The sequence below is a fragment of the Kitasatospora sp. NBC_01287 genome, assembly GCF_026340565.1.
Classification (GTDB): Bacteria; Actinomycetota; Actinomycetes; order Streptomycetales; family Streptomycetaceae; genus Kitasatospora.
Genome location: NZ_JAPEPB010000002.1, coordinates 118,728 through 143,896, shown reverse-complemented (window position 1 = coordinate 143,896; position 25,169 = coordinate 118,728). Strand labels below are relative to the sequence as shown.

General features: G+C 73.9%; 26 protein-coding genes. 13 read left to right on the top strand and 13 right to left on the bottom strand.

The window, feature by feature from the left end:
* Positions 1-14 precede the first annotated feature (14 nt).
* The 5 genes from OG455_RS37430 to OG455_RS37410 all read right to left on the bottom strand — a co-directional run bounded on the left by OG455_RS37430 (position 15) and on the right by OG455_RS37410 (position 6,466).
* Entirely contained in the window at positions 15-1,112 is a 1,098-nt protein-coding gene (locus tag OG455_RS37430) for an ABC transporter ATP-binding protein (protein ID WP_266301227.1), read from the bottom strand.
* Positions 1,112-1,999 (bottom strand): ABC transporter permease, encoded by an 888-nt coding sequence (locus tag OG455_RS37425; RefSeq protein WP_266301226.1) that lies wholly within the window; start codon positions 1,997-1,999, stop codon positions 1,112-1,114. The genes OG455_RS37430 and OG455_RS37425 overlap by 1 nt, the downstream gene beginning before the upstream one ends.
* Positions 1,996-2,985 (bottom strand): ABC transporter permease, encoded by a 990-nt coding sequence (locus OG455_RS37420; RefSeq protein ID WP_266301225.1) that lies wholly within the window; start codon positions 2,983-2,985, stop codon positions 1,996-1,998. The genes OG455_RS37425 and OG455_RS37420 overlap by 4 nt, the downstream gene beginning before the upstream one ends.
* On the bottom strand, positions 2,982-4,610 hold the full coding sequence (locus OG455_RS37415) for an ABC transporter substrate-binding protein (RefSeq protein ID WP_266301224.1): 1,629 nt from the start codon (positions 4,608-4,610) through the stop codon (positions 2,982-2,984). The genes OG455_RS37420 and OG455_RS37415 overlap by 4 nt, the downstream gene beginning before the upstream one ends.
* Positions 4,611-4,738: 128 nt before the next feature.
* Complete coding sequence (locus OG455_RS37410) at positions 4,739-6,466, bottom strand: amidohydrolase (RefSeq protein ID WP_266301223.1); 1,728 nt, start codon at positions 6,464-6,466, stop codon at positions 4,739-4,741.
* 135 nt (positions 6,467-6,601) lie between these two features.
* On the opposite strand from OG455_RS37410, the gene OG455_RS37405 reads away from it, so the two are divergent.
* The 8 genes from OG455_RS37405 to nadE all read left to right on the top strand — a co-directional run bounded on the left by OG455_RS37405 (position 6,602) and on the right by nadE (position 13,791).
* Positions 6,602-7,297, top strand: coding sequence for a TetR/AcrR family transcriptional regulator (locus OG455_RS37405; RefSeq protein ID WP_266301222.1), 696 nt, complete (start codon positions 6,602-6,604; stop codon positions 7,295-7,297).
* Positions 7,298-7,557: 260 nt separating this feature from the next.
* On the top strand, positions 7,558-9,234 hold the full coding sequence (locus OG455_RS37400) for an NAD(P)/FAD-dependent oxidoreductase (protein ID WP_266301221.1): 1,677 nt from the start codon (positions 7,558-7,560) through the stop codon (positions 9,232-9,234).
* Between the two features lie 91 nt (positions 9,235-9,325).
* The gene (locus OG455_RS37395; RefSeq protein WP_266301220.1) at positions 9,326-9,814 is read left to right on the top strand and encodes a nuclear transport factor 2 family protein; all 489 of its coding nucleotides are present in this window, start codon (positions 9,326-9,328) and stop codon (positions 9,812-9,814) included.
* Between the two features lie 121 nt (positions 9,815-9,935).
* Positions 9,936-10,721 (top strand): DeoR/GlpR family DNA-binding transcription regulator, encoded by a 786-nt coding sequence (locus OG455_RS37390; RefSeq protein WP_266301219.1) that lies wholly within the window; start codon positions 9,936-9,938, stop codon positions 10,719-10,721.
* A 37-nt stretch (positions 10,722-10,758) separates the two neighbouring features.
* Positions 10,759-11,136 carry a DUF4406 domain-containing protein gene (locus OG455_RS37385; protein WP_266301218.1) on the top strand — a complete coding sequence of 126 codons (378 nt, stop codon included), beginning with the start codon at positions 10,759-10,761 and terminating at the stop codon, positions 11,134-11,136.
* Positions 11,133-11,792: an NUDIX domain-containing protein gene (locus OG455_RS37380; RefSeq protein WP_266301217.1), complete on the top strand. Its 660-nt coding sequence runs from the start codon at positions 11,133-11,135 to the stop codon at positions 11,790-11,792. The genes OG455_RS37385 and OG455_RS37380 overlap by 4 nt, the downstream gene beginning before the upstream one ends.
* 110 nt (positions 11,793-11,902) lie before the next feature.
* The gene (locus OG455_RS37375; RefSeq protein ID WP_266301216.1) at positions 11,903-12,865 is read left to right on the top strand and encodes an NAD-dependent epimerase/dehydratase family protein; all 963 of its coding nucleotides are present in this window, start codon (positions 11,903-11,905) and stop codon (positions 12,863-12,865) included.
* Positions 12,866-12,948: 83 nt separating this feature from the next.
* Positions 12,949-13,791 carry an ammonia-dependent NAD(+) synthetase gene (gene nadE / locus OG455_RS37370; protein ID WP_266301215.1) on the top strand — a complete coding sequence of 281 codons (843 nt, stop codon included), beginning with the start codon at positions 12,949-12,951 and terminating at the stop codon, positions 13,789-13,791.
* 205 nt (positions 13,792-13,996) lie between these two features.
* On the opposite strand, the gene OG455_RS37365 is transcribed toward nadE, so the two are convergent.
* Positions 13,997-14,641 (bottom strand): TetR/AcrR family transcriptional regulator C-terminal domain-containing protein, encoded by a 645-nt coding sequence (locus OG455_RS37365; protein WP_266301214.1) that lies wholly within the window; start codon positions 14,639-14,641, stop codon positions 13,997-13,999.
* Positions 14,642-14,740: 99 nt separating this feature from the next.
* On the opposite strand from OG455_RS37365, the gene OG455_RS37360 reads away from it, so the two are divergent.
* Both OG455_RS37360 and OG455_RS37355 read left to right on the top strand, forming a co-directional pair.
* A complete protein-coding gene (locus OG455_RS37360) occupies positions 14,741-16,234 on the top strand; it encodes an MFS transporter (RefSeq protein WP_323185663.1) in 1,494 nt (497 codons plus the stop codon).
* A 105-nt stretch (positions 16,235-16,339) separates the two neighbouring features.
* Complete coding sequence (locus OG455_RS37355; protein ID WP_266301212.1) at positions 16,340-17,935, top strand: FAD-dependent monooxygenase; 1,596 nt, start codon at positions 16,340-16,342, stop codon at positions 17,933-17,935.
* A gap of 73 nt (positions 17,936-18,008) precedes the next feature.
* On the opposite strand, the gene OG455_RS37350 is transcribed toward OG455_RS37355, so the two are convergent.
* Positions 18,009-18,644: a sigma-70 family RNA polymerase sigma factor gene (locus tag OG455_RS37350; protein WP_266301211.1), complete on the bottom strand. Its 636-nt coding sequence runs from the start codon at positions 18,642-18,644 to the stop codon at positions 18,009-18,011.
* Positions 18,645-18,721: 77 nt separating this feature from the next.
* Here OG455_RS37350 and OG455_RS37345 point away from each other — a divergent pair, with 77 nt between their 5' ends.
* Positions 18,722-19,549 (top strand): alpha/beta fold hydrolase, encoded by an 828-nt coding sequence (locus OG455_RS37345; RefSeq protein ID WP_266301210.1) that lies wholly within the window; start codon positions 18,722-18,724, stop codon positions 19,547-19,549.
* A 68-nt stretch (positions 19,550-19,617) separates the two neighbouring features.
* Here the strand turns inward: OG455_RS37345 and OG455_RS37340 are convergent, their stop codons facing one another.
* Both OG455_RS37340 and OG455_RS37335 read right to left on the bottom strand, forming a co-directional pair.
* The gene (locus OG455_RS37340) at positions 19,618-20,157 is read right to left on the bottom strand and encodes a hypothetical protein (protein ID WP_266301209.1); all 540 of its coding nucleotides are present in this window, start codon (positions 20,155-20,157) and stop codon (positions 19,618-19,620) included.
* Positions 20,154-20,492 (bottom strand): thioredoxin family protein, encoded by a 339-nt coding sequence (locus OG455_RS37335; protein ID WP_266301208.1) that lies wholly within the window; start codon positions 20,490-20,492, stop codon positions 20,154-20,156. Before OG455_RS37335 ends, OG455_RS37340 begins: the two co-directional genes overlap by 4 nt.
* A 22-nt stretch (positions 20,493-20,514) precedes the next feature.
* Between OG455_RS37335 and OG455_RS37330 the strand changes: the two genes are divergently transcribed.
* On the top strand, positions 20,515-20,871 hold the full coding sequence (locus OG455_RS37330; protein WP_266301207.1) for a hypothetical protein: 357 nt from the start codon (positions 20,515-20,517) through the stop codon (positions 20,869-20,871).
* A gap of 99 nt (positions 20,872-20,970) precedes the next feature.
* Here the strand turns inward: OG455_RS37330 and OG455_RS37325 are convergent, their stop codons facing one another.
* Together OG455_RS37325 and OG455_RS37320 are read right to left on the bottom strand one after the other, a co-directional pair.
* The gene (locus tag OG455_RS37325; RefSeq protein ID WP_266301206.1) at positions 20,971-21,984 is read right to left on the bottom strand and encodes an alpha/beta fold hydrolase; all 1,014 of its coding nucleotides are present in this window, start codon (positions 21,982-21,984) and stop codon (positions 20,971-20,973) included.
* Positions 21,985-22,012: 28 nt separating this feature from the next.
* Positions 22,013-22,561 carry a TetR/AcrR family transcriptional regulator gene (locus OG455_RS37320; RefSeq protein WP_266301205.1) on the bottom strand — a complete coding sequence of 183 codons (549 nt, stop codon included), beginning with the start codon at positions 22,559-22,561 and terminating at the stop codon, positions 22,013-22,015.
* A gap of 178 nt (positions 22,562-22,739) precedes the next feature.
* Between OG455_RS37320 and OG455_RS37315 the strand changes: the two genes are divergently transcribed.
* Positions 22,740-23,546 (top strand): glycerophosphodiester phosphodiesterase, encoded by an 807-nt coding sequence (locus OG455_RS37315; protein ID WP_266301204.1) that lies wholly within the window; start codon positions 22,740-22,742, stop codon positions 23,544-23,546.
* A 209-nt stretch (positions 23,547-23,755) separates the two neighbouring features.
* On the opposite strand, the gene OG455_RS37310 is transcribed toward OG455_RS37315, so the two are convergent.
* Positions 23,756-23,992, bottom strand: a complete 237-nt coding sequence (locus tag OG455_RS37310; RefSeq protein WP_266301203.1) for a hypothetical protein — start codon at positions 23,990-23,992, stop codon at positions 23,756-23,758.
* 132 nt (positions 23,993-24,124) lie between these two features.
* A complete protein-coding gene (locus OG455_RS37305; protein ID WP_266301202.1) occupies positions 24,125-25,096 on the bottom strand; it encodes a zinc-binding alcohol dehydrogenase family protein in 972 nt (323 codons plus the stop codon).
* Positions 25,097-25,169 lie beyond the last annotated feature (73 nt).

Sequence of the window (25,169 nt, the reverse complement as noted above, 5' to 3'; positions counted from 1 at the left end):
GCCGGGGTCGCTGGTCAACGCTTCTCCTCAGGGACCGAGAGGGTGTGTTCGGGTGCGGCGCCCGCCCCGTGCGGCCCGGCCGGCCGCAGCGAGTCGGCGAGCTCCGCCGCCCGGTGGCAGGCGACGAGCGATGCTCCGGCGGGGGCCAGCGGCGGCGGGGCCAGGTCGCAGAGTCCGGGCCGGGCGAAGCGGCAGCGGTCGAAGAAGGCGCAGCCGGACGCGCTCCGCGCCAGGCTCATCGGCGTGCCGGGGATGGGTTCGAGTCGGGTGAGCGCGCCGGTCAGGGGCGGCGAGGAGCCCAGCAGGCCCGCGGTGTACGGGTGCCGGGGCGAGGCGAGGAGGTCGGCGCTGGTGGCCCTCTCCACGATCCGCCCGGCGTACATCACGTAGATCCGCTCGCAGGTGGCGGCGGCCAGGTCGAGGTCGTGGGTGATCAGCAGCAGGCCCAGGCCGCCCTCGCGCTGCAGCCGGCCCAGGATGGACATGATCTCGGCCTGGGTGGTGACGTCGAGCGCCGTGGTGGGCTCGTCGCAGAGCAGCAGGCGCGGCTCCGCGGTGAGCGCGCCGGCGATCATCACCCGCTGCAGCATGCCGCCGGACAGCTGGTGCGGGTACTGGCGCAGGTGCCGGGGCGGGTCGGGCAGGCCCACGGCGGCGAGCAGTTCCAGCGCGCGGTCCTTGGCCTCGTCGGCGGACCGGCCGGCGACCAGGCGCAGCTGCTCGGTCAGGAAGTCGCCGATGCGGCGCACCGGATTGATCCCGGCCCGGGGGTCCTGGAAGACCATGGAGGCCTTGGTGGTGCGCACTTCGCGCAGGCTCGCGGCCCGGGCACCGACCAGCTCGGTGCCGTCGACGCGGACCTGGCCGCCGATCCGCGCACCGGCGGGGAAGAGGCCGAGGGCGGCGCGGGCGGTCACCGACTTGCCCGAGCCGGATTCGCCGACCAGGGCCACGGCCTCGCCGGAGGCGACGGCCAGGTCGATGCCGTCCAGCACCGGGCGGGCCATCCCCGGCAGTTCGATCCGCAGCGCGTCGTACGCCAGCAGCGGGTCTTCGAGCAGCGGGTCCGGCAGCAGCGGGTCCGGGAGCAACGGGTTCTCCAGCGGCGGCATCAGGACTCCCTCCCGGCGAGCCGGTCGCCGAGGCTCTCCCCGACGACGTTGAAAGCGACGACGACCAGCACGACCGCGACGGCCGGCACGATCGCGGACAGCGGCTGCCCCTGCAGCACGGCGGCCTGGCCCTGGTTGATCATGGCGCCCCAGTCGGGCGTGGGCGGTTGCACGCCGAGCCCGAGGAAGGAGAGCGCGGCGAGGTCGAGCAGGGCGTAGCCGAAGTTGACCGTCGACTGGGCGAGGACGGTGGGCATGATGCCCGGCAGCAGCCGGCGCAGGGCGACGAACACGGCCGAGTGGCCCTGGACCTGGTACGCGGCGATGTAGGGCCGCACCTTCTCCTGGGCGGTGAGGCCGCGCACCAGCCGAGCGGTGTAGGGCAGGTAGGCGACGCCCATGGCGAGCACCGGCGCGGTCAGCCCCTTGCCGAACAGGGCCACGGCGAGGATCGCCAGCAGCAGGGCGGGGAAGGCGAAGACGATGTCCAGCACCCTGCCCACCACGGTGTCCACCCAGCCGCCGCGCCAGGCGGTGAACAGGCCCACCGCGATCCCGGCGACGGTGGAGCAGAGCACCACGGCGAGCGGACCGACCAGGCTGGTGCGGGTGCCCTCCAGCAGCGCGGAGAAGGTGTCGTGCCCGCCCCCGTCGGTGCCCAGCCAGTGGCCGGCTCCGGGGCCGGCGAAGCTGTCGCCCAGCTCGCCGAAGGTCGGGTCCTGCGGGGCGAGCCAGGGCGCGAACAGCGAGACCAGGACGAAGAGCAGCAGCACCAGCAGGCTCAGTCGGGTCAGCACTCCGCCGCCCAGGCGCCGCAGGCGGCGCAGCGGGCCGCCCAGCAGGGAGGCGGGTCTGCCCAGCGGACTCATTGGGCTCGTCGTGCTCATCGGGCTCCTCCTGCGGCGCGCACGCGCGGGTCGATCAGCGGATGGACCAGGTCCACCAGGGCGTTGACGACGACGAAGGCGGCGACCACCAGCAGCACGATCGCCTGGACCACCTGGAAGTCCAGCTCGTCCACGCTCTGGATCAGCAGGGAGCCGATCCCGGACATGCCGAACGCGGTCTCCACGATCGCGGTGCTGACCAGCATCCCCGAGACCAGCAGGCCGCCGACGGTGACGATCGGGCCGAGCGCGTTGCGCAGCACGTGGCGCCGGATCACGGTGCGCCGGGGCAGCCCGCGGCTGAGCGCGACCTCCACGTGCTCGCGCCGCATCTCGTCGAGCATGGCGGCGCTGGTCACCCGGGTGACCAGCGCCATGAAGGTCACCGAGAGGGCGATCGCGGGCAGCACCACGTGGTGCAGCCGGTCCAGCACGCCGGTGCCGTTGCCGATGGTGGGGAACCAGCCAAGGTTCACCCCGAGCACCGAGCGCAGCACGATCGCCGCCACGAAGGAGGGCACCGCGGCGCCGACCGTCACCAGCAGCAGCACGGCGGAGCCGGTGCGGGTGCCGCGCCGCAGCGCGCCGACGATGCCGGCGCCGACGCCCACCACGGCGATCATCAGCGCCGACACCCCGATCAGCAGCAGGGTGGCGGGCAGCCGGGACCAGAGCACCTCGCCCACGCTCTGGTGGAACAGGTAGGAGCGGCCGAAGTCGCCGTGCAGTACGCCGTCCAGCCAGTGCCAGTAGCGCAGCGGGAACGGGTCGTCGAAGCCGTACTGCTGCCGGATCGCGGCGAGCTCCTGCGGGCCGGGGCTGCGCCCGCGGACCAGGAAGCTCGCCGGGTCGCCGGGCGCCAGGTAGAGCGAGGAGAAGACCAGGAACGAGGTGACCAGCAGGGTCACCGCCATGCCCAGCAGCCTGCGCGCCGCGGCGATGGCCGTCCGGGACAGGGCGCTCCGCGACAGGGTCGAGGCGCTCACCCCTTGGCCCCGATCTGCGCCGCCCACGGGTAGTACAGGTAGGCGATGGACGGCTGCACGCCGGTGATCCGCTTGCCGAGGAAGACGCTGACCGGCTCGGTGTAGAGCGGCAGCCAGGGCAGCTGCGTCATGGCGATCTGCTGCGCGGCCTCGGTGGCGGCGGCGTGGGCGGCCGGGTCGTAGGCGCCCACGGCCTGGTCGACGGCCGCGTCGAACTTCGGGTCGGACCAGTTGCCGTAGTTGCTGAACGCCCCGGTCTGCAGCGAGCCGTACATGTCCAGCGGGTCGGTGATCGAGGTGTACCAGAAGGTCAGGAAGAGGTCGACGCCCTGGCGGGCGGCCGGATCGGTGAAGAGCGCGGTGTACTTGTCGGCGGAGACGGTGTCGATCTCCGGCTTGAGGCCGATGGCCGTGGCGGCCTGGGCGACGGCCTGGGTGATGATGGTGGTCTGGGAGTCCAGCGGGCTGGTGGCGATCACCACCTTCTGGCCGCTCACCCCGGCCTGCGCGGCGAGCGCCTTGGCCTTGGCCGGGTCGTAGGGGTAGGCGGGCAGTGCCTTGGCCGCGTCGGCCGCCGTCGAAGGCGGCGCGCCGTTCCAGTTGTTGGCCGTCACGAGCGAGTCGGCCACCTCGCCCACCCCGGCGGCGCCGGCCTTGACGATGCCCTTGCGGTCGATCGCCATCAGCAGCGCCTGCCGCACCCGGGCGTCGCCGAGCGGGCCCTTCAGGTTGTTGACCACCTCGTCGGCGACGGTGGTGTTCTGGCCGAAGTAGAGCGTGCCGGCCGGGGTGTCGCGCAACTGGTCGTACGCGCCGGCCGGGACCATCCAGCCGCCGTCCACCTCACCGGTGCGGAACGCGTTGACCCGGGTGGTCGGGTCGGAGAGGAAGACGAACTTCACCTGCCCGGCCTTGGCCTTGAGCTGCGGGTCCCAGTAGTCGTCGAAGCGCTTGAGGACCAGCGACTGGCCCGAGGTCCAGGAGGAGAAGGCGAACGGGCCGGTGCAGTTGACCCCGTCGGCGGGGTTGCCGTAGTCCTTGCCGTCCTTGGCCAGCGTCGCGGCGGACTCCACCGTGCCGGGGCTGGCGGCCATGTACTGGTTGAAGGTCGAGTCGGGCGTCTTGAGGGTGACGGTCACCTGCATCGCGCCGGTCTTGTCGATCGACTGCACGTTGCGGAACGGGTAGGCCCAGTCGCCGGCCACCGCGGGGTCGAGGTTACGGCGCAGCGAGGCGACGACGTCGTCCGCGCTGAGCACCGTGCCGTCGTGGAAGTGCACGCCGGGGCGGATCTGGTAGACCCAGGTGGTGGGCGTCGGGTTGCTGTACGAGGTGGCCAGGCTCGGCGAGGTGGTGAGGTCGGGGTTCCACCGCAGCAGGCTCTCGCAGACGTTGGCGAGGATCTGGTTGGGCGGGAAGTCGAAGGAGTAGGCGTAGTCGATCGAGGTCGGCTCCCCGTAGAGCGACCAGGTGAAGGAGTCGATGTCGCCCGCGGCGGCGGGTGTGGTGCTGGTCAGCTTGTAGGCGGCGGCGCCGGTCTGCTGCGCGGTGCCGGCGCAGGCGCTGGTGGTGAGCGCGGCGGCCGCGGTGACGGCGGCCAGCAGGCTGCGGGGACTGGGTCTCATCCGGGGGTTCCTCCGTGAGGGCGGTGGTCAGGGAGCGGTGGTCAGCGGGGAGTTGGTCAGCGGGCGGTGTTCAGCGAGGAGTTGGTCAGCGAGGAGTTGGTCAGGGGGAGTTGGCCAGGGGGTGCCGGTCAGGGAGCGGTGGTCAGCGGGAGCTGGTCAGGGGCGGCGGTGAAGACCGCGCGTCCCTCGATGTAGGTGCGCAGCACCCGGGTGAGGCCGATCTCCTCGGCCGGGCGGTCGAACGGGTCGCGGTCCAGCACCACCAGGTCCGCGTACTTGCCGATCTCGACGGTGCCGGTGACGTCGTCGAGGTGGTTCACCCAGGCGCTGCCCGCGGTGTACGCGGTGAGCGCCTGGGCCAGCGTCAGGGCCTGCTCCGGGTAGAAGGGCTCGCGCGGCTGGTGGTCGGCCGAGGCGTTGGGGGCGTCCACCGGCACGGCCCGGTTGACCGCGACGTGGATGCCCCAGAGCGGGTTGGGGCTGCTCACCGACCAGTCGCTGCCGGCCGCCAGGTGGGCGCCGGCCCGCTGCAGGTCCCCGAACGGGTACTGCAGGGCGGCGCGTTCCGGTCCGAGGAAGGGGATCGTCAGCTCGTCCATCTGCGGCTCGTGCGCGGCCCACAGGGCCTGGATGTTGGCCGCCGCCCCCAGCTCGGCGAAGCGTGCCAGGTCGTCGGGGTGGACCACCTGAAGGTGTGCCAGGTGGTGGCGGTTGTCGCCCGCGCCGTTGGCCGCCCGGGCCGCGGCCAGCGCGTCCAGGGCCTGCCGCACGGCGCGGTCGCCGAGCGCGTGGAAGTGCACCTGGAAGCCGGCCCGGTCCAGCGCGCAGACCGCCTCGGTCAGCAACTGCGGCCCGACGAAGGTCAGACCGGTGTTCTGGGTGGGGCAGCCGCAGCGGTCCAGGTAGGGCTCCAGCATGCTGGCGGTGAAGTTCTCCGCGATGCCGTCCTGCATGATCTTCACGGTGGTGGCGTTGAACCGGCCCACCTGGCCGCCGCGGCGGCGCTCCTCCAGGTCGGGCAGCTGCTCCAGGCCGCGTTCGCGGTCCCACCAGAGCGCGCCCACCACCCGGGCCCGCAGGGAGCCGTCCGCCGCGGCACGCAGGTAGACCTGGTAGTTGTCGGGATTGCCGGGGAAGGCGCCGATCATGGCGTCCTGCCAGCTGGTCACCCCGAGCGAGAACAGGTGCTGCTGGGCCACCAGCAGGCCGGCGTGCGCCTCCTCCGGTGTCGCGACGGGCACATGGGCGGCGACCAGGTCCATCGCCCCCTCCTGCAGGGTGCCGAGCGGGCTGCCGTCCGCCTCCCGTTCGATCCGGCCGTCGGCGGGGTCCGGGGTGTCGCGGTCCACGCCCGCCAGTCGCAGCGCCGCGGTGTTGACCCAGGCGCCGTGGCCATCGCGGTTGGTGAGCAGCACGGGCCGGTCCGGCACCACCGCGTCGAGCATCGCGCGGGTCGGCACGCCGCCGGGGAAGACGTCCATCGACCAGCCGCCGCCGCAGATCCACCGCGCGTCGGGGTTGGCCTCGGCGTAGGCGGCGATCACCGTCAGGTAGCCGTCCACCGAGCGCTCCCCGGACAGGTCGCAGCGCAGCATCTGCACGCCGGCCACCGCCGGGTGGACGTGGGCGTCCTGGAACCCGGGGACCAGCAGGCCGCCCGCGAGGTCGACCACCTCGGTGTCCTGGTCCGCCAGCAGCAGGACCGTCGCCTCGTCGGCGACCGCGATGATCCGGCCGGCGCCGACCGCCACCGCGGCCTCGACCGGTGCCGGCCCGGTGGCCGTGAAGATCCGGCCCCCCGTGAAGACGGTGTCGGCGCGCTGCCCGGTCCGCGGTGCGCTGTGCTGGGTCGTCAACGGGAACCTCCCCCTCGGCGGGCCAGGTGGCCTGGCCCGCTCGGCGTGTTTGTTGAGGAGGAGTGAACGGCAGCGCAACATTGTTGTCAACACTGTTGCGCTGCATTGCCCCCACATCGATACACTGAGGTCACCATGGAGAAACCACCTGTAACTCCCGCCCGCAGCAAGCGCACGGGATCCCAGCTCACGCCCGAGGCGATCATCGAGGCGAGTCTGCGGATCGCCGCCCGGGGCAGTGCCGACGCCTTCACGGTCCGCCGCCTCGGTGAGGAGCTGGGCGCCGACCCGACCGCGGTCTACCGGCACTTCCGCGACAAGGACGAGCTGCTGCTCTCCGTCGCCGACCGGACCCTGGGCGAGGTGCTCGACAGCATCCCCGAGGGGCTCGACTGGAAGGGGCGGCTGCGGGCGCTGGCCGCCGGCTCGCTGGCGGTCGCGCTCAAGTACCCCGCCGTCAGCTCGATCATGGCCAGCCGGACCACCAGGCGCGCCAACGAGTTCCGCGTCGTCGAGCTCATCCTCGGCGCCGTCATGGAGGCGGGGCTGGACGGCGCGGAGGCGGCCGTCCACTACCGGATGGTCGGGGACTCGCTGCTGGCCTACGTCGGCCAGCGGGCCGCCTACCTGCTCTTCGACCCGGAGGTGCGGGCCGCCGACGAGTCGTCATGGAGCCGCGAGTACCGGCTGGTGGACGCCCGCGGCTTCCCGAACATCACCCGGCTGGGCCAGGAACTGGCCGAGGTCACCCACGACCAGGTCTACCAGGCCAGGGTCGAGGCGCTGATCACCGCGATCGAGCAGCGGGCCAAGGCCGTTCGGGGGGCGTGAGGCCTGGTCGGGCGTCGCCGGGGGTCGAACGCCGGGGGAGGGGTCGGGCGGCGGGGGTCGGGCGGCGGGGAGGCGGTCGGGGGAGGGCGGGTTCGGCGGAAGATTGCGCAACGCTGTTGACAACGGCGATGCGCTAGCGGTTCACTCCCCAGCAACTCGAAAACGCGTCGGGCGCCACGCCGTCGCGCGAGCCTCTCCGACCTGCCGCCTGCCGGCCCCCACCGCCGCAGGGAAGCCGTCCCCCCGAGAAGAGGCACCACATGCACCGCGAACCCACCGGCCCGCGCTCGAACCGCTCCCTGCCCGGCGCCACGCCGCCCGGCGGCGGGAACCGGGCGGGCCTGCCCGATCCGCTGCGCGCGGTCTTCTCCGCCATCGGCGAGGCGCGCCGCCGCCGGATGCCCGTCGCGGAGGTCGCCGGCGAGCGGGCCGAGCGGGCGGCGCACCACCTGAGCCGCCGTCAGGTCCTGGGCGCCGCCGGTGCGATCGCGGCCACCGTGCCCACCGGCCTGCTCACCCCCTCCCGGGCCGCCGCGGCAACCACCGCCGCCGCGCCCCGGGTGGTGGTCGTCGGAGCGGGTCTGGCCGGCCTGCGCTGCGCCCACCAGCTGTGGAACCGGGCCAAGCCGGTCGCCGCCACGGTCTACGAGGCGGACACCACCCACGTGGGCGGCCGATGCTGGTCGCTGCGCGGCTTCTTCGCCGGCGGCCAGGTCGCCGAGCACGGCGGGTCCTTCATCAGCTCGACCGACAAGGCGGTGCTCAGCCTGGCCAACAGCCTGGGCCTGCAGCGCGAGTACGCGAACGGCGGCGCGCTGGACACCGGCGACTACGCCGCCTGGATCAACGGCGCGCTCTACAACAGCGACCAGCAGCAGAGCGACTGGACCGCCGAGGCGTTCAACGCCTTCAGCGCCTCGTACCAGGCGATCGGCACACCGCGCTACAACAACCACACCGCGGAGGCGCTGCGGCTCGACCAGCTCTCCTGCCTGGACTACCTCGCCGAGATCGGCCTGCCGGCCGGCTCCGCGCTCGGCCAGCTGATCCAGTCCATCCAGCTGCAGTCGGGTGGCGAGCCCGGGCAGTCCTCCGCGCTGAACATGATCAGTTTCCTGGGGGCGTCCAGCACCTTCGACGACGGGAGCGGGTTCGACGAGAAGTACCACCTGGTCGGCGGCAACGACCAGTTGGTCAGCGGCATGGTCGGGCAGCTGCCGGCCGGTGCCGTCCAGCAGGGCTACCAGCTGATCGCCCTGGCGCGCAACGGCGACGGCAGCTACACCTGCACCTTCGACCACGGCGGCAGCACCGTCCAGGTCCCCGCCGACCACGTGGTGCTGGCGCTGCCGTTCAGCACGCTGCGCAACGTCGACCTCTCCCGGGCCGGCCTCTCGGCGCTGAAGCTGACCGCGATCGGGCAGCAGGGAATGGGCCAGAACGCCAAGCTGGTCACCCAGTTGACGAAGAAGACCTGGCCCGCGCTCGGCTACAACGGCATCTCCAACACCGGGCCGCTCGGCTACCAGACCGCCTGGGACGGCTCGGTCAACCTCGGCGCGGCCGGCGCGCCGGCCCTGCTGGTCAACTTCCCCGGCGGCGAGGCCGCCCGCACCGGCCTGACGGGCGCGGCGCACGGCCCGGCCCCGGCCGCCGACGTCAACGCGTTCCTGGCGCAGATCGAACGGGTCTTCCCCGGCACCACGGCCGCCTACAACGGCCGGGCCTACGAGGACCACTGGTCCCTCGACCCCTGGCACCTGGGCGCCTACCACTACTACCGGACCGGCCAGTACACCTCGTTCGCCGGCTACGAGGCGGTCCAGGAGGGCCGGATCCACTTCGCCGGCGAGCACACCGACGTCGACAACGCCACCCTCAACGCCGCGGTGGCCTCCGGGGTCCGGGTGGCGGGCGAGATCACCGCGCAGATCTGACCTCGCTGATCTGACCGCGCTCGCGTACCGGTGCCGGGCAGCGCCGAAAAATCGCTGCTCGGCACCGCGGTCGAGCTGATAGGAACAGGGGATGGACGACAACATCACTGCCCCGATCGACCGGATGCTCGCGGAACGCGCCTGTGAGCGGATCATCGTGGACTTCATCCACCGCCTCGACCTCGGCGAGCCGGGCTCGGTGGCCGAGCTGTTCACGCCCGACGGCAGCTGGCACTGGCCCCACGGCGACCGCCGCATCGAGGGCCGTGAGGCTCTGCGGGCCTACTTCGCGTCGCGCCCCGCGGACCGGCTCTCGCGCCGCCTGATGACGAACGTCCTGGTCACGGTCGAGTCCGCGACGAGCGCCCGTGCGGTGTCGTACCTGACGACGTACCGGGTCGACGGCTACGTCGGCGGCATGATCGAGCCCCGCCTGCCGGCCAACGTGGGCCACTACGAGGACACCTTCCGCACCGTCGACGGCCGCTGGTACCTCGCCACCCGCACTGTCTTCCTGCCCTTCGGCACCGACACGGAGCGGCTTCCCACCGGGACCGCCCCCCGCATCCGAAGCACCTGACGCGCACCTGACGCACCTGATGCGGCTGGGGGTGGCTCGGACCGGCGTGGCGCGGCCTGCCGCGTGCGACTGATCGCACATGGATTGTTCATTTCGAACACTCCTCTGGTAGAAATGTGCCATGGGTGTCGCCAACCGTCTGGACCTGACCCTGCGACTGGTGCAGGGCGCCGACCGGATCTCCGTGTCGGAGCTCTCGCAGCGCCTGGGGGTCTCCGAGATGACCGTGCGCCGGGACCTGGACGCGCTGGAGCGCCAGGGCCTGGTCCGCCGGGTGCACGGTGGCGCGGTCGCCACCCGCGCCCGCGAGGAGGGCTCGGGCTTCGCCGCCCGCGAGCCCTGGCAGGCCGCGACGAAGGACCGCCTCGGCGCGGCCGTGGCCGCGCTGGTGGAGCCCGGCTCGCGGGTGCTGCTGGACGCCGGGACCACCACCGTGCACGTCGCGGAGCACCTGGCCGCCAGGGCGCCGCTGACGGTGGCCGTGCTCAGCCTGCAGGCGGCGACGCGCCTGGCGGACCGGCCCGGGATCGACCTCCTGATCGTGGGGGGACGCTCCCGTCCGGGGGAGCACTCCTTCGTCGGCCCGCTGGCCCTGCGCACGCTGGAATCCCTGGCCTTCGACCGCTTCGTGATGTCCATCGGCGGTGTGCACGCCGAGCACGGCTGGTCGGAGTTCTCGCTGGACGACGCGGCGGTCAAGCAGGCCGGCCTCGCCCAGGCCGCGGCCACCGTCGCGGTGGCGGACGCCACCAAGCTCGGGGTCCGCGCGTTCAGCCAGGTCGCCGAGCTCGGGGCGGTGGACACCTTCGTCACCGATGCCGCCGCCGCCGACGACGCGACCCACCCGGCCGGCCCACGGACCCTGCAGGCCCTGCGCGAAGCGGGCGTCGACACCCTGCTGGCCTGAACCCCGCTCAGCCACCGCCCTGTTGAGGAGCGATACCGTGCCCGCTGTCCCCCGCCCCCTGATGATCCTCGTCGCCGGCCCCTACCGGTCCGGAACGGGCGACGACCCCGTCAAGCTCGACGCGAACGTGCGGGCGATGAACCAGGCCGCCCTGGCCCTGTTCCGCGCCGGCCACCTGCCGGTCACCGGCGAGGCGCTCGCCCTGCCGCTGCTGGAGACCGCCGGCAGCAGCTCCCCGGGCGACGCGCTCTTCGAGGAGATCTTCCACCCCGTCGCCGAACTCCTGCTGTCGCGCTGCGACGCGGTGCTGCGCATCGGCGGCCCCTCCCAGGGGGCGGACCGGATGGTCGCGCTGGCCCGCGCGCAGCACAAGCTCGTCTGCACCGGGCTCGACGACGTGCCGGCCGCCCGGTGACCGCCGGCCTCGACACCCCCGACCGCCGCGGGCGCACCGGCCTGGACCGGCACGGCCGCGAACTGACGGGCAACCCAAGGGTGCTGGTGCGCGACGTGGAGGTGCTCTCCTGCGACTGGTACGTGCTGCGCAGGACCACCTTCGACTACCAGCACGGCGACGGCCACTGGAGCCGCGAGCAGCGCGAGACCTACGACCGCGGCGACGGGGCCACCGTGCTGCTCCACGACACCGCCCGCCGCACGGTGCTGCTCACCCGCCAGTTCCGGCTCCCCGCCTACGTCAACGGACACCCCGACGGGATGCTCCTCGAAACCGCGGCCGGGCTGCTGGACGGCGACAGCCCCGAGGAGGCCATCCGCCGGGAGGCGGCCGAGGAGACCGGGCACGAGGTGGGCGCGGTCGAGCGGGTCTTCGAGCTCTACATGAGCCCCGGTTCGGTCACCGAGCGCCTGCACTTCTTCGCCGCCCCCTACACCCCGGCGACCGCCACCGCCGCGGGCGGCGGGGTGGCCGCCGAGGGCGAGGACATCACCACCGTGGAACTGCCCTTCGCCGAGGCGCTGGACATGATCCGCGACGGGCGGATCGCCGATGCCAAGACCGTGCTCCTGCTCCAATGGGCGGCCCTGAACGGCCCGTTCAGCAGTCGGTAGGGCTTGCCCGGCCGCACGCGGCCGCACACAGCCGTGCCCTGCCCGCGCCCGCCTCGCCGGTGCCGGAACTCGGTGGAGCCGGCGCGGGTGCGCCGCTACTGTCAAGTGCCATGCGACTTCTGATGCTTGGTGGTACCTCGTTCGTCGGCCGGGCGATCGTGGCGGACGCGCTGCGCCAGGGTGCCGAGGTGACCCTGTTCGGCCGGGGGCTGACCGGACCCGAGCTGTTCCCCGGCGTGCCCCGGCTGATCGGGGACCGGGACACCGGGGACTACTCGGCTCTGCGCGACGGCAGTTGGGACGCGGTCGTGGACGTCAGCGGGTACGTCCCGCGCCAGGTCGGGCAGGCGATGGCGGCGCTCGGCGACCGGGTCGGCCGGTACCTGTTCATCTCCAGCCACGCGGTGTACGCCCGGACGGGCCTGCAGCCGGGATCGGACGAGGACACCCCGCGCCGGCCGCCGGTGCGCGACACCGAGGAACTCGACGAGGACACCTACGGGCCGTGCAAGGTGGCCTGCGAGGACGACGTGGTGGCCCGGTACGGCTCGCGGGCGACGATCGTGCGGCTGGGAAAGGTCGCCGGGCCGCACGACGTGCAGAACGGGCTGACGTACTGGGTCCGCCGGGCCGCGCGCGGCGGCCGGGTGGCCCTGCCGGGCAGCCCCGAGCAACCGATCCAGCTGGTCGACTCGCGCGACGCCGCGCGCCTGGTGGTGCGGCTGCTGCTGGACGACAGGCCCGGCGCCTTCCACGCCGTCGGCCCGGCCGAGCCGATCACCATGGCGGAGTTGATCGCCACCTGTGCGCGAGTGGCGGGCACCCGGGTCGAGGTCGTTCCGGTCCCGGCCGACGCGGTGTCACCGTTCTTCCCGCTGATCCGCCCCGCGTCGCTCTGGGCCACCCAGCAGCGCAGCGCGGCACGCGCCCGCGCCGCCGGCCTGCCCGCGACCCCGCTGGCGGTGACCATCGCCGACGTGCTGGCCTGGGACCGCGAGCGCGGCGAGCCGCCGCTGCCGTTCGAGCTCTCCCCGGCCGAGGAGGCGGAGCTGGTCGCCGGTGTCCGGGCCTGACGGGCCTGGCGGGCTTGACGGGCTTGGCGGGCCTGGCCCTGGGCCGAGCCGAGCCCGCTGATCACGGCCAGTACAATGAGTGAATGGCAAACCTCCGGGAGCAGATCCTCGCCGAGCTCGGCGTCAAGACGGTCATCGAGCCCAAGGTCGAAATCCGGCAACGGGTCGACTTCCTCAAGGACTACCTGCGGTCGACCCCGGCCAAGGGCTACGTGCTCGGGATCAGTGGCGGCCAGGACAGCACGCTGACCGGTAGGTTGTGCCAGCTCGCCGCCGAGGAGCTGCGGGCCGAGGGGCACGAGGCCACGTTCGTCGCGGCACGCCTGCCCTACGGCGTGCAGGCCGACGAGCACGACGCGCAGATCGCGCTGGGGTTCATCCGGCCCGACCGGTCGATCGCGGTGAACGTCAAGCCGAGCGCGGACGCCGTCGCCGCCGAGTCGGCGCTCGGCCTGCGGGAGCTGCTCGGCGAGGAGCCCAAACTGCGGGACTTCGTGCGCGGCAACATCAAGGCCCGTGAGCGCATGGTGATCCAGTACTCGATCGCCGGCCAGCTGAACCTGCTCGTGGTGGGCACCGATCACGCGGCCGAGGCGGTGACCGGCTTCTTCACCAAGTTCGGCGACGGCGGTGTCGACCTGACCCCGCTGACCGGCCTGACCAAGCGTCAGGGCGCGCTCTTGCTGCAGGAGTTGGGCGCGCCGCCGAGCACCTGGGAGAAGGTGCCGACCGCCGATCTGGAGGACGATCGGCCCGCGCTGCCCGACGAGGTGGCCCTGGGCCTGACCTACGCCCAGCTCGACGACTACCTCGAAGGTGCCGAGGTCGCGCCGGAGGTGGCGGCGAAGGTGGAGTCGGTCTACCTCGCGACCCGGCACAAGCGGACCGTTCCGGTCACCCCGCTGGACAGCTGGTGGCGGGGCTGATTCCAGGGTCGTCGCGGTAGCCGCCGGTAGCCCGCGGCAGGACGCCGGGGCCCGGGATCCCCTGGCACGACACCCACGACACCCACGACACCTACGACACCTACGACGGGCGCGACGCGTTAGCGGTCGCGCCCGTCTGGTTTCCGTACCCCGTCGGACCCGCGCGATGCGCTCCGGCGCCCCCGTGCCCCGGCGCCGCCGGCCCTCAGCGGGTCGGGCCCGCGCCGCCCGCCACGCGGTCGAGCCGGGCGCGCAGCCCGTCCAGGAGGAGCCCCAGCCCGTATTCGAAGCGGGCGTCGGGTTCGATGGCCGCCCAGTGGCCGATGGCCGCGCCGATGGCGGGGAAGTCCTCGGTCTCCTGCGGTCCCGGCGCCTCCTCGCGGCCCCGCTCGGCGATGAGGTCGGCGCGGCTCTGCTCCTCGATGGTGTGGCCCAGCACGTAGTCCTGGAGCGTGAAGAACGCCAGCGCCGCGTGCTCGGGGGCGATGCCCGCGGCCAGCGCGGCCCGGATCGCGACCTCCCCGGTGCGCAGCGTGTCGGGCTGCCGGACGAAGGTGCCGGAGACGACCCGGGCGCCGTCCCGGTGGGACAGCAGCGCTTCCCGCAACCGCCTTGCCAGCTCGGCGAGTTGGTCGATGCCCGGTTGCTCGGTGTCGATCTCCGCTACGCCCGCCATGAGGTGCTCGGCGATGGCCTCCAGCAGCGCCTGCTTGTCGCGGTAGTGCCAGTACAGCGCGCTGGGGCGTACGTCCAGCACGGTGGCCAAGCGCCGCATGGTCAGCCCGTCCAGGCCCTCGGCGTCGAGCAGGGCCATCGCGCCGTTGAGCACGTCCGGACGGTGCAGTCGCATCTTCTTCTCCTGGTGGCCCGCGGCTCTTGACATGGCGAGGAAGGCGAACCTAACTTGAACACTGTTCGAGTAGAACAGTGTTCAAGTCGGGAGTCCGCCATGCCGTCATTCTCTCCAACCCCGCCTCCAACCCCGCCTCCGCCTCCACCCTCGCCGAGGCCGACCCCGGTATCGGTCACCGGTGCTCAGCTGCTCCGCCCGCACCTGCCGCCCGGCGTCGTCGTCGCGATCGGCTGCACCGCGGCCTTCATGGTCGTCATGGACGGCGCGATCGTGAACGTCGCCCTGCCGGCGATCCGCGCCGACCTGGGCCTGTCCGCCACCGGTCAGCAGTGGGTGGTCAACGCCTACCTGCTCACCCTCGGCGGTTTCATCCTGCTGGCGGCCCGGGCCGGCGACCTGTTCGGCCGGCGGGCCGTGCTGCGGCTGGGCCTCGTGCTGTTCACCGGGGCGAGCATGGTCGGCGGCCTCGCGGACAGCGGGGCGACGCTGCTCTGCGCACGGGCCGTCCAGGGCGTCGGCGGCTCCGCGCTGGCCACGTCCACGCTCGGCGTGATCATGGCGGCGACCCAGCACGACGCCCGGGCCCGGCAGCGGGCGCTCTCGCTCTGGGCGGCGGCGAGTTCGTCGGCGGCGGCGCTCGGGGTCCTGGTCGGCGGCGTGCTGACCCAGCGGGCCGGCTGGCGGTGGGTGATGTTCGTCAACGTCCCCGTGGGCATCGCGCTGATCGCCGCCGTCTCGTTCTGCCTGCGCCCGGCCCCGCCGCGCACCGGTCCGATCGGCCTGGACATCCCCGGTGCCCTCGCGGTCACCACCGGGGTCGGCGCCCTGCTCTACGGCATCTCCCTCGCGGGGGAGGACGGTTGGGGTTCACCGATGACCCTCGGGACGCTGGCCGCGGCCGCCGTGCTGCTCGCGTTGTTCGTCGCCGTCGAGTCCCGGAGCAGCCGGCCGCTGGTCCGGCTCGGGGTGTTCCGCCTGCCGAACCTGCCCGCGGGCAACCTGGTCGTGCTGCTGCTCGGCGCCACCCTGACCGCCTCGCTCTTCCTGGTCTCACAGGTCCTGCAGCAGATCCTGGACTACGACGCGCTGCGCGCCGGCCTGGCGATGCTGCCGATGGGCGCCTGCCTGGCGATCGCCGCCCTGGCCTCGCGCCGGCTGCTCGCCGCGGGCATCCGCCGGCTGCCCTGCTACGGCGGCCTGCTCGGGGCCGCCGGCCTGCTCTGGCTGAGCCGGGTGCCGCTCGCCGCCGACTACCGCGCCGACCTGCTCGGGCCGGTGGTGCTGACCGGGCTGGGCCTCGGTCTGATGCTGATGTCGGCCGCGAACGCGGCCACCGCCGGGGTGCCGCCCCAGGACGCGGGCCTGGCCTCCGGCCTGCTCAACATGTCCCGGCAGCTCGGCGGCGCACTCGGCCTCGCGCTGCTGGTGTCCCTCACCGACGCGGCGACCCGCCACGGGGCGGGCCGCCGCGATCCGGCGCTCGCCCAACTCGGCGGCTACCACGCGGCCCTGCTGGCGGCGGCGGCCTTCAGCGCGCTGGCCGCGCTGGCCTCGCTCCGCCTGCGCGGGGCCGCCGCCCGGCAGTCCTGACCGCCGCCCGGCAGTCCTGACCGCCGCCCGGCCGTCCTGACCGCAGCCACACCGGCCCTCCCGCGCACCGGCACAACAAGCGCAACCACACCGAGGAGCACCCCCGTGAACGACCACCACCCCGTCATCGTCGTGGGCGGCGGCATCGTCGGCCTGACCGCCTCCCTGGCGCTCTCCCGGCTCGGCGTGCCGTCCCTCCTGGTCGAGGCGCACGCCTCCACCCACGCCCACCCCCGGGCCCGCAGCGTCAACGCCCGGGCGATGGAGGTGTTCCGTGACCTCGGCGTGGCCGACGCCGTCCGCGCGGCCGGCGCGGCGCTGGCGCCCGCCCAGGGCCTGTACTGCGGCGCCACGCTCGCCGAAGCCATAGGTCCCTTGCAGCGCAGGGACTCTGACGAATCGTCAGCTGACAGCGCGTCACCGCCGCCCCTCCCCGGCGCCCAGCCCAGCATCTTCGCACCGGCGGCCGTCGCCCGCTGGAGCCCGACGACCGGCGTCCGGGCAACCCTCGATGTGGTCGAGCCGGTGCTGCTGGCGGCCGCCCGCAAGGGGCCGGGCGAACTGCGCTTCCACACCCGCTGCCACCTGCTGGAGCAGGACGCCACCGGCTTGCGGGTGCGGCTGGAGGAGGTCCGCACCGGGGCCGTCCGCGAGGCCACCGCCGACTACCTGATCGCGGCGGACGGAGCCGGGGGAGGCCTGCGCCACCAGCTGGGCGTCTCCTCCACCCAGGGCGCGAGCCACGGCCACCAGCTCAACGTGCTCTTCCGGGCCGATCTCCACCGATTCGTCCAGCGACGGGAGTTCAGCATCGTCCTGATCCGCCGCCCGGACCTGCACGGGATGCTCACCTCGATCGACAACCACTCCCGCTGGGCCCTCCACATCCGCTACGACACCGCGGTGGAGCGCCCCGAGGACTACCCCGCCGCCCGGTGCGCGGACCTGGTCCGTTCGGCGCTCGGCCTGCCGGCCCCCGACCTGCGGGTGCTCAGCGTGCTGCCGTGGGAGGCCCGCGAACGCACCCTGGACCGGCTGCGCGACGGTCGGGTCTTCTTCGTCGGTGACGCGGCGCACCAGATGCCGCCGGCCGGGGCGCGCGGCGCCGGCACCGGTGTCGCCGACGTCCACAACCTCGCCTGGAAGCTCGCCGCCGCGCTGGACGGCCGGGCCGGCGACCGCCTGCTCGACAGCTACCACGACGAGCGGCACCCGGCCGCCGTCCGCGCGGTGGCGGCCTCCGGTGCGAACGCCCGTGACCTGACCCCCGACGGCGCCGCCGCGATGGCCGGACGGTGGGCGGCCCTGGAGTCGCAGGGGCTGGGCGAGCGCTACCGCTCGGCGGCCGTGCTGGCCGGTCCCGAGGACCCGATCGAGCACGGTGCCGAGGACCTCGACGGGAGCCCCGGCACCCGCGTCCCCCACTCCTGGGCCCCTGACGGCCGCTCGACGGTCGACCTGCCGGACGGTGGATGGATCCTGCTCGGACCCGCCTGCTGGCAGCGGGCCGCCGCGGCCCACGGGCTGCGCCACGCCGACCCGGGACCCGACATCGCCGCCCGCGCCGCCCTGGGCGGCACCGGCGCCCTGCTGGTCCGGCCGGACGGCCACATCGCGTGGCGTACCCGGGAGGCGACGGCCGACCCCGCCGCCCTGCTCGGCGGCGCCCTGGCCGCCCTACCCTGCGCGGTCCGGGCCTGACGGGCCGGCCACCCCGGAACAGCGGATATACCGGTGCGGACGCTCGGTCACGGTGTCCGGTCGTGGTGTCCCGTCACGGTGTCCGGTCGAGGTGGAGCTGGTCGCGCTGGATCTGGTGGGCGAGGGTGCGGCGCGCGGAGGCCGACAGGCCGTCGGCGGTGCCGGTCCCACCGGCGATGGCTTTCGCGGGGGTGTCGAGGCGGCGGCTGATCTCGTCGTACGCCGCTCGGTAGCCGCTCGGCAGCAGGTCCCGGCGCAGCGTCAGATCCGCTTCGACCAGGCGCCGGAGCTCGTCGACGCTCCGGGGCGTGAAGCGCTGCCTGCCCCGGGCGATCGCGCTGAGGTGGCGGGTGCAGCGGGCGTCCCCGTCGCAGGCTTCGGAGATCTCCTCGGCGAGCCCCCACAGCCGTCCTTCCAGCCAGGGCGTGTCGGGCTGGTCGAGGGAGAGCGGCGGTGGGGGCGGCGGCGGGTCCTCCGTCCGGGCCTTGGAGACCTGCTTGGACACGGCCGCCTGGCTCATGTCGGTGAGCCGGGCGATCCGCTCCTGGGTCCAGCCGAGGCCGGCCAGCAGTTTGATCATCTCGGCGCGGAGCTGCCGCGCCTCCTCGCCCGCGCGGACGACCTCGTTCAGGCCGGCGAGCAGCCGCTCGGCCTGTGCCTGGGTCAGTGCCGGGGGATCCTGGTGCGCGGTGCTCGCTTCGCCTGCCATGCCAGAGTTATACACCTGTGCCGATGCCAGCCATAACCAGATTGTACAACCTGGTTATGGCTGGCAGGATCCACGCCATGCCTACATTCTCCGCGCCCGATGGAACCCTGCTCGCCTACCGCGTCCAGGGGAGCGGCGTTCCGCTCGTCTGCCTCCCCGGTGGGCCCACGGACTCCCACTACCTCGGCGGCCTCGGCGGCCTCTCCGCGCACCGCCGGCTGATCATGCCGGACCCGCGCGGCACCGGTCGGTCCGCGGCCCCCGAGGACCTCTCCTCCTACCGGTGCGATCGACTGGTCGACGACGTCGAGGCGCTGCGCCGCCACCTCGGGCTGCCCCGGCTGGACCTGCTCGGCCACTCCGCCGGTGCGAACATCGCGGTGCAGTACGCGGCCCGGCATCCGGACGGCATCGGCAAGCTCGCCCTGATCGGTCCCGGCACCCGGGCGGTCGGCATCGAGATCACCGGGCAGCAGCGGCGCGAACTGGCTCTGCTGCGCAGCGGCGAGCCGTGGTTCCCGGCGGCGTTCGCCGCGCTGGAGGCGCTCATCGCGGGCACCGGCGGCGACTTCGAGGCCATCGGCCCCTTCTTCTGCGGCCGCTGGGACGAGGCGGCCCGCGAGCAGTACGAGGCTGGCCGGCCGGTCAACATGGCGGCGGTCGCCGGCTTCGGGGCCGAGGGCGCCTTCGAACCGGCCGGCACGCGGGCGGCCCTCGCTCGCCACGGGGCACCGGTCCTGCTGCTCACCGGGGAGTTCGACCTGAACAGCCCCCCGTGCTCGACCGCTGAGTTCGCGGAGCTCCTCCCCGCCGCCACGTTCTTGGTGCAGCCCGGGGCGGGCCACTACCCCTGGGTCGACGACCCCGGCCGGTTCGTGGCGACCACCGCGGCGTTCCTGGGCTGACGGCCCGCACCGACCGCCTGCCGCGCGGTCGGTCGGTGTGAGCTGTGCGGGCTGTGCGGTCGATGCTGTCAGTTGAGGCCGAGGGGGATCACTTCCTTGCTGACGGGCATCAGGCAGGTGCTCTCGCTGCAGGCCCCGTAACTGACCGTCACATCGGCCTGGTGGGCGCCGGTCCGCCGGACGGGCAGGACGAACGTGACGGGGCCGTCCGGATAGACGGGCAGCTCGGTCGACAGGTGGGCCGGTCGCAGGAGGCGGGTCGCGAGGTTCGCCGTCGGCGTACCGGTCGCGGTGAGGCCGCCCTGGACGGAGAGCCGGGTGGGGATGCCCAGTCCGTCGATGCCCTGTGCGGGGAGGTCGATGCTGTAGAGGTGGAAGCCGGGCCGTTGCGGGCTGAACGTCGCCTGCAACCGGCGGTCGCTGCCCGAGCCCGGGAGCAGCGTGACGGTGACCGTGACCCCCTGGGCCGTGGCCTGCCCGGCGGGGTCGGACGCCCGGTGGGTGGCGCAGCCGGTGAGCGCGGCGACGGCCAGCACGGCGACGGCCAGGGCGGCGACGGCCGGTGTGGTGGAGCCCAGCGCGGCAGCGCGCCGGCGCGGGAGGGTCACTGGCCCGCGCCGGGTGCCCAGCGGGTCAGGAAGGCGCTCACCTGCTCCGGGTCCATGCTGCGGGCGTTGGAGAACGAGCCGTCGGAGGTGGCGGTGCGCACCGTGCCGTCGGACTTCAGCACGACCAGCGCGGGAATCCCGCTGCTCTGCAGGTCGAGGTACTGGCCGGCGAGGTCGATGTTGTGGTCGAACTGGCCCACATCGACGGCGACCACGAGGTAGTCCCGCTGCAGCAGCGGTTGGACCTGGGGCGAGCGGAACATCACGTCCAGGGCTTTGCAGTCCGGGCACCAGTTGGCGCCGAAGTCGACCAGGACCTCCCGATGCTCCGTCACCGCCGCCGCGAGGGCGGCCTTGATGTCGGCGCTCGCGTCGCGGGTGGCGTCGTACCCGTCCGGCAGTTCCTGGGCCGACGCCGACGCCGACGCCGACGCCGACGCCGGTGCCGACGCCGGTGCCGACGCCGTTGCCGCCGGCGAGGCCGGAGCCGGAGCCGACTGCGAGGCTGACGGCGGCGCTGACGGCGGTGCGGACGCGGGTGCGGACGCCGTCGCAGTCGTGGCCGCGAGGGGTGTGGCGGGCACCCCCGCGGTGGTGCCCGGCAGCGACGTGGCGGTGGCGCTGCTCGAAGCGCAACCCGCCGTCAGTGCGACGGCCGACAGCGCGGCCGCCAGGCCGAAGGGTATGCGGCGCATGGGGCTCTCCTCCCGTTGACGATCAACCGCAGGGAGGATAGCGGTAGCCGGGGCGCCGGCTCGCACCGCAGCAGGTGTGCGGGCCAGGAGGGCCAGGAGGTCCAGGAGGTCCAGGAGGTCAGCGCTGAGCCAGCAGCTCTCGTAGGGCCGTGTCGATGAACACGGCCGCCTCCGGGTCGGCGCCACCGCCCGCCAGGTGCCCCCAGATGCCGGGGATGACCCGGAGCCGGGCGTCCGCCATGTGCTGGACGCTCCACTCCTCGTCCTGGGGCGGGAAGTAGAGATCCCGCTCCGAGGGCAGCACCAGCGCCCGCGCCTTGATGGAGGCGAGGGCGGCCACGGTGTCGCCGTCGAATCCGGGAGTCAGGCCGACATCGGCATGCTGCCAGGTCCAGATCATGGCGAGCAGGTCGTTGGCGTCCCAGTCGCTGAAGTTGGCCTCCCAGAAGCCGACGAGGAAGTCCTCAAGGGTGGCGAATCCCAACTGCTCGTAGAGCCGCTCCCAGTAGAACGCCTGGGACAGCCCCCAGCCCGCGTAGACCCGGGAGAAGGCCCGCAGTCCGGCACGCGGCTGGTCGTCGTAGTCACCGTCGGAGAAAGCGGAGTCGGCGGTCAGAGCGGCCCGGATGCCCTCCAGGAACACCTGGTTGTGCGGACTGGTGCGCGGGGAACCGACCATCGGGGCCACGCGCTCGACCATGTCGGGGTGGCTGACCGCCCACTGGTACGCCTGCCCCGCGCCCATCGACGCGCCGGTCACCAGGACGAGCCGCTCGATACCGAACCGCTCCGTCACCAGCCGGTGCTGCGCGGACACGTTGTCGTGCATCGTCACGTTCGGGAAGCGCCCGCGGTCGTTCGGCACGGCGGTGTTGCTCGGCGAGCTGGAGAGCCCGTTGCCGAACAGACCGGGCACGATGACGAAGTAGCGATCGGTGTCCAGCGCCCTCCCCGCGCCGATGAGCCACTCGTTGGCCAGATGCGTGCCGGCGAACCACGTCGGGAAGACGATCGCGTTCGATCCGTCCGGTGCCAGCTCGCCGTAGGTCTTGTACGCCAGCACCGCTCCGGGCAGCGTTCCACCGTGCTGAAGCGTGAAATCGCCCAGGTCAAAGGTCTCGTACTCGGTCACAGGCGCAAGGATATGCGGCCCGGAAGCGTCAGGGCCCGAGGTATCCGTTCAGGGCGGTGGCCAGTTCGTGCCGCCAGGCCGGTTCGGGCAGCAGCGGGGCGACCATGCGGTGGGACTGCACGGTGGACTGGGTGATCAGCAGGACCATCGCCGCCAGCTGGGTGGGCTCGCCGGCGCGGATCGATCCGTGGGCCTGTCCGCGCTCGATCGCGGCGCGCAGGGCCTCGATCATGCCCTGCTGGCTGGTGCCGAGCCGTTCGACGACGTACTCCAGGAGCGTGTCCGGGTCCGAGCGGAGCAGGGTGCCGAGGACCGGGTGGTCGCGCAGCCGCACGGCGGTCTCCACGACCGCGGTCACGAAGGACTCGCGATCGTCGCCGGCGAGGGTCAGCTGCGCCACGGTCGCGAGGATCTCCCTGGTCAGCAGCGCGCCCACGACCGCGCGCAGGTCGGGCCAGCGCCGGTAGACGGTGGGGCGGCTGACGCCGGCCCGCCTGGCGACCTCGGCCAGCTGCGTGCGGCGCGGACCGAGGTGGACGATCAGGTCGGCCGCCGCGTCCAGGATCGCGTCGTCCACGCTCCGCTCATCGCCACCGCGTGGCTCGTTGCCGCGTGGCTCGCTGCCGTGTGAACCGCTGCCGCGTGAATCGCCACCGTGGGGCTCGTTACTGCTTGACATGATGCGTAATACTGTAACGCGCGTTCCCGGGATCATCCGGCCCGCCCCCACCAGCCAGCCCTGCCGGAGTCCCCTCATGCACCCCTTCCTCGACCACCCGGGACCGCTCGCCTTCGCGCACCGGGGCGGCACCCTCGGCAAGCCGGAGAACTCGCTCGCCGCGTTCGAGGCGGCGCTGGCCCTGGGCTACCGGTACCTGGAGACGGACGTGCACGCCACCTCGGACGGTGTGCCGGTGGCCTTCCACGACTCCCGCCTCGACCGCGTCACCGACCGCACCGGCGCGGTCGCCGAGCTGCCCTGGGAGGTCGTCGGCCGGGCCCGGATCGCGGGCACCGAACCCGTCCCGCTCCTGGAGGACCTGCTCGGCGCCTTCCCACAGGCGCACGTCAACATCGACATCAAGGCGGCTCCCGCGGTCGCGCCGCTGGTCGAGGCGATCCGCCGCACCGGGGCCTGGGACCGGGTCTGCGTCGGCGGCTTCTCGGACAGCCGGCTGGCCGCCGTCCGCGCGCTGGCGGGACCGCGGCTGGCCACCTCGCTGGGCCCGCGCGAGGTGCTCGGCCTGCGGCTGCGCTCGCTCGCCGGGCCGCTGCTGCCGGGGCGCGGCTCGCCGTGGCCGGCGGTGTGCGCGCAGGTGCCCGAGCGCCATCGGGGTGTCCCGGTGGTCGACCGGGCCTTCGTGCGCGCCGCGCACCGGCTCGGCCTGCAGGTGCACGTCTGGACCGTCGACGATCCCGCACGGATCCGGGCCCTGCTCGACCTGGGCGTCGACGGCATCATGGCGGACCGCATCGATGTCCTGCGCGACGTGCTGCGCGAGCGCGGCTGCTGGAGTGACGGCGGCGTCACCGGCGTCACCGGCCCGGGCGGCGGCCGCTGACCGGTGGGGGAACACGCGCGAGGAGCGAGAGGGTGACCTCTCGCTCCTCGTTCGGGTGACGCGGGTGACGCGGGTGACGCGGGTGACGCGGGTGGTGCCGGCGGGGCTGCGGTGCCGGCGGGGGCGCCGCGGTGTGCGGCGCGGCCCCGGCCGGCGGGTGTGTGTCCGAGCCCGCGTGCACCGGGGTGCGGGGACCGGGGACCGGCCTGTCACGGCGGGCGCCCGGTGGTCTGCGGCACCTGCCGCAGGTAGGCGGCGCCGCAGGAGTGGCAGAAGGGCTGTGCGGCCGGGGTGCCCCAGGTGTCGGGGGACTGCGAGGCGGCGTCGGGCGCGATCTCCCGGCCGCACATGGCCCGGTTGCTCCGGTCCCTGACCATGTGCCAGTGCTGGATCCTGCCGTGCGGATCCGCACCCTCGTGTTCGGCACGCATCTCGTACTCGTCCATGAGAGCGATGCTCCAAGAGGCGCAGTGCGTGGGCCACCCGGGTTAGCCCGGTTGGCTTGAGCTGCCGGGGTCGGGCGGTCCGGGCGCCGCGCTGCCGGGGCGCGCCCACCCGGCAGCTCGGACCGGTCGGTCTCAGGGACGCAGCACGAGCTTGGCGCCGGGTGAGGCGGCCTGGGCGGCCCAGGCCTCGGCGACCTCCGCCAGCGGGCGGGTCGTGACGGCGAGCGGCAGGGCGCCGCTCGCGGCGAGCGCCGCCGTCTCCCGGTAGCCGGCGGCCACCTGCTCCGGGGGCAGTGCGGCGGCGCTGAACCCCCGCAGCCGCAGGTGCCCGTGGCGCAGGACGGCGGCGTCCAGCTCGGCCCGCCCGCCCGCCGTCTGGCCGAGGTTGACCCAGCGCCCGCCCGGCCGCAACGCCGCCTGGGCGAGCCGGGCATGAGGGCCCCACAGCAGGTCGACGACCACGTCCACCGGTCCGCCGATCGCGCTGACCTGGGCGGCGAGCCGGCCGGGGTCGGCGTCCGCCGAGTCCGGGTCCAGGACCAGCACGGTGTCCGCGGCGGCGCCCAGGGCCCCCAGCCGGTGCGGGTCGCGCCCGGCGGCGGCCACCCGGCCGGCGCCCAGCGCGCGGGCCGTGTGCACCAGGGCCTGGCCGAGTCCGCCGGTCGCCCCCAGGACCAGCACGGACTCGCCGGGCCGCAGGCCGGCCTCCGTGCGCAGGGCGAGCAGTGCGCTCACCCCGACCACGCCGACGGCGGCGGCCAGGTCGTCGTCCAGTCCGGGCGGTAGCGGCAGGCAGGCGCCGTCCGGGACGGAGACCAGCTCCGCGAGGGTGCCGTCGACGAGACCGCCGGGGACGGCGACCCGCACCCGGGTGCCGGCGGGCAGCGAACCGCCGCTCACCACGGTGCCGGCGCCCTCGACCCCTGGCACGAACGGGACCGTCGGCGCTCCGGCGGGGTGGCTGCCGGCGGCGATGTGCAGGTCCACCGGGTTGAGCGCGGCCGCGGTCACCCGGACCAGGGTGTGGCCGGGGCGTTCGACCGGGTCCGGCCGCTCGCCGAGGTGAGGGGGCCGGCCGAGCTGGTTCACGATCGCTGCACGCATGGTGCTCTCCTTCGGTCGAGCCGGCGCCCCCGCGGGGTGGCCGGTCCGGCGGCGGTATCGGTGGCACGGGTGG

What these genes read in the sequence shown, in the direction of transcription:
- OG455_RS37430 (WP_266301227.1), bottom strand. Translation starts at nt 1,112, where the DNA reads ATGCCGCCGCTGGAGAACCCGTTGCTCCCGGACCCGCTGCTGCCGGAC.
- OG455_RS37425 (WP_266301226.1), bottom strand. Translation starts at nt 1,999, where the DNA reads ATGAGCACGACGAGCCCAATGAGTCCGCTGGGCAGACCCGCCTCCCTG.
- OG455_RS37415 (WP_266301224.1), bottom strand. Translation starts at nt 4,610, where the DNA reads ATGAGACCCAGTCCCCGCAGCCTGCTGGCCGCCGTCACCGCGGCCGCC.
- OG455_RS37405 (WP_266301222.1), top strand. Translation starts at nt 6,602, where the DNA reads ATGGAGAAACCACCTGTAACTCCCGCCCGCAGCAAGCGCACGGGATCC.
- OG455_RS37400 (WP_266301221.1), top strand. Translation starts at nt 7,558, where the DNA reads ATGCACCGCGAACCCACCGGCCCGCGCTCGAACCGCTCCCTGCCCGGC.
- OG455_RS37395 (WP_266301220.1), top strand. Translation starts at nt 9,326, where the DNA reads ATGGACGACAACATCACTGCCCCGATCGACCGGATGCTCGCGGAACGC.
- OG455_RS37390 (WP_266301219.1), top strand. Translation starts at nt 9,936, where the DNA reads ATGGGTGTCGCCAACCGTCTGGACCTGACCCTGCGACTGGTGCAGGGC.
- OG455_RS37375 (WP_266301216.1), top strand. Translation starts at nt 11,903, where the DNA reads ATGCGACTTCTGATGCTTGGTGGTACCTCGTTCGTCGGCCGGGCGATC.
- nadE (WP_266301215.1), top strand. Translation starts at nt 12,949, where the DNA reads ATGGCAAACCTCCGGGAGCAGATCCTCGCCGAGCTCGGCGTCAAGACG.
- OG455_RS37365 (WP_266301214.1), bottom strand. Translation starts at nt 14,641, where the DNA reads ATGCGACTGCACCGTCCGGACGTGCTCAACGGCGCGATGGCCCTGCTC.
- OG455_RS37360 (WP_323185663.1), top strand. Translation starts at nt 14,741, where the DNA reads ATGCCGTCATTCTCTCCAACCCCGCCTCCAACCCCGCCTCCGCCTCCA.
- OG455_RS37350 (WP_266301211.1), bottom strand. Translation starts at nt 18,644, where the DNA reads ATGGCAGGCGAAGCGAGCACCGCGCACCAGGATCCCCCGGCACTGACC.
- OG455_RS37345 (WP_266301210.1), top strand. Translation starts at nt 18,722, where the DNA reads ATGCCTACATTCTCCGCGCCCGATGGAACCCTGCTCGCCTACCGCGTC.
- OG455_RS37330 (WP_266301207.1), top strand. Translation starts at nt 20,515, where the DNA reads ATGTCGGCGCTCGCGTCGCGGGTGGCGTCGTACCCGTCCGGCAGTTCC.
- OG455_RS37315 (WP_266301204.1), top strand. Translation starts at nt 22,740, where the DNA reads ATGCACCCCTTCCTCGACCACCCGGGACCGCTCGCCTTCGCGCACCGG.
- OG455_RS37310 (WP_266301203.1), bottom strand. Translation starts at nt 23,992, where the DNA reads ATGGACGAGTACGAGATGCGTGCCGAACACGAGGGTGCGGATCCGCAC.
- OG455_RS37305 (WP_266301202.1), bottom strand. Translation starts at nt 25,096, where the DNA reads ATGCGTGCAGCGATCGTGAACCAGCTCGGCCGGCCCCCTCACCTCGGC.